The sequence below is a fragment of the Rhizobium sp. 18055 genome (genome assembly GCF_902706285.1).
Taxonomy (GTDB): domain Bacteria; phylum Pseudomonadota; class Alphaproteobacteria; order Rhizobiales; family Rhizobiaceae; genus Rhizobium.
The window spans coordinates 1-618 of sequence record NZ_CACSKD010000098.1; the positions used below are offsets into that span (position 1 = coordinate 1).

The 618-nt window shown below is 70.9% G+C and carries 2 protein-coding genes and 1 pseudogene; 2 read left to right on the top strand and 1 reads right to left on the bottom strand.

Translation table 11 applies throughout. The features are described 5' to 3' along the window. The coding region (locus tag GVL52_RS31615; protein ID WP_160012673.1) for a DUF2061 domain-containing protein at positions 1–189 on the top strand (189 nt) is incomplete at its 5' end. A 55-nt stretch (positions 190–244) separates the two neighbouring features. Beyond that, the gene (locus GVL52_RS31620; protein ID WP_160012674.1) at positions 245–382 is read left to right on the top strand and encodes a hypothetical protein; all 138 of its coding nucleotides are present in this window, start codon (positions 245–247) and stop codon (positions 380–382) included. A 19-nt stretch (positions 383–401) separates the two neighbouring features. On the opposite strand, the pseudogene GVL52_RS31625 reads toward GVL52_RS31620, so the two are convergent. Next, positions 402–618, bottom strand: a pseudogene (locus tag GVL52_RS31625) (hypothetical protein); the annotation flags it as partial.

Genomic DNA, 618 nt, shown 5'->3' on the forward strand with positions numbered 1-618 from the left:
CTGGTGGCCTATGCGGTCACCGGCAACCTGATCGCCTCGCTCACGCTCAGCCTGCTGGAGCCCACCGTGCAGGCCGTGGCGTTCTTCTTCCACGAGACGGCCTGGCAACGCGCCAGCGTGCGGCGCGCGGCAGCGGCTGCGGGCGCTGCCGTGGACACCACCCCACAACCGGCCGCCGCGGGCGCCTGACGCCAAGAGAAGAGAAAAGACCAGAAAGAGAACGGTAGAAAGCAGGAGAACCGCCATGCACCTCCTCGTGCCGCGCAGCGCATCGGCGCATCCGCACCATGCGTACGCCACCGCGACAGCCCCGCAGATCCGGTCGGCGCCTTTCGCCCACTGGCTGGTCGAACGCCTCGCCGGCCTCGCCACGGGGCACTGAGCCCCGCCGAAGGGGCCGGTCAGGCGCGGGTATCGAGCAGCGACCCGAGCATGCGGTCCTCGGTCTTGACCGCCTGCAGATTGGCCGAGAAGGCATAGGTCGCGGACATCTGGCCCACGACGTCCTCCTCCAGCGAAGCGCCCTCCGCCGGAGCCCGGCCGACGCGCGCCTCCACCCCACCCTGGTCCGGCACCGCGGCCTGCTCCACCGTCTGGCGGCGGAAACCTTCCGTGTTC

Excerpts from the sequence above, each read along its gene's own strand:
- GVL52_RS31620 (WP_160012674.1), top strand. The coding sequence starts at position 245 with ATGCACCTCCTCGTGCCGCGCAGCGCATCGGCGCATCCGCACCATGCG.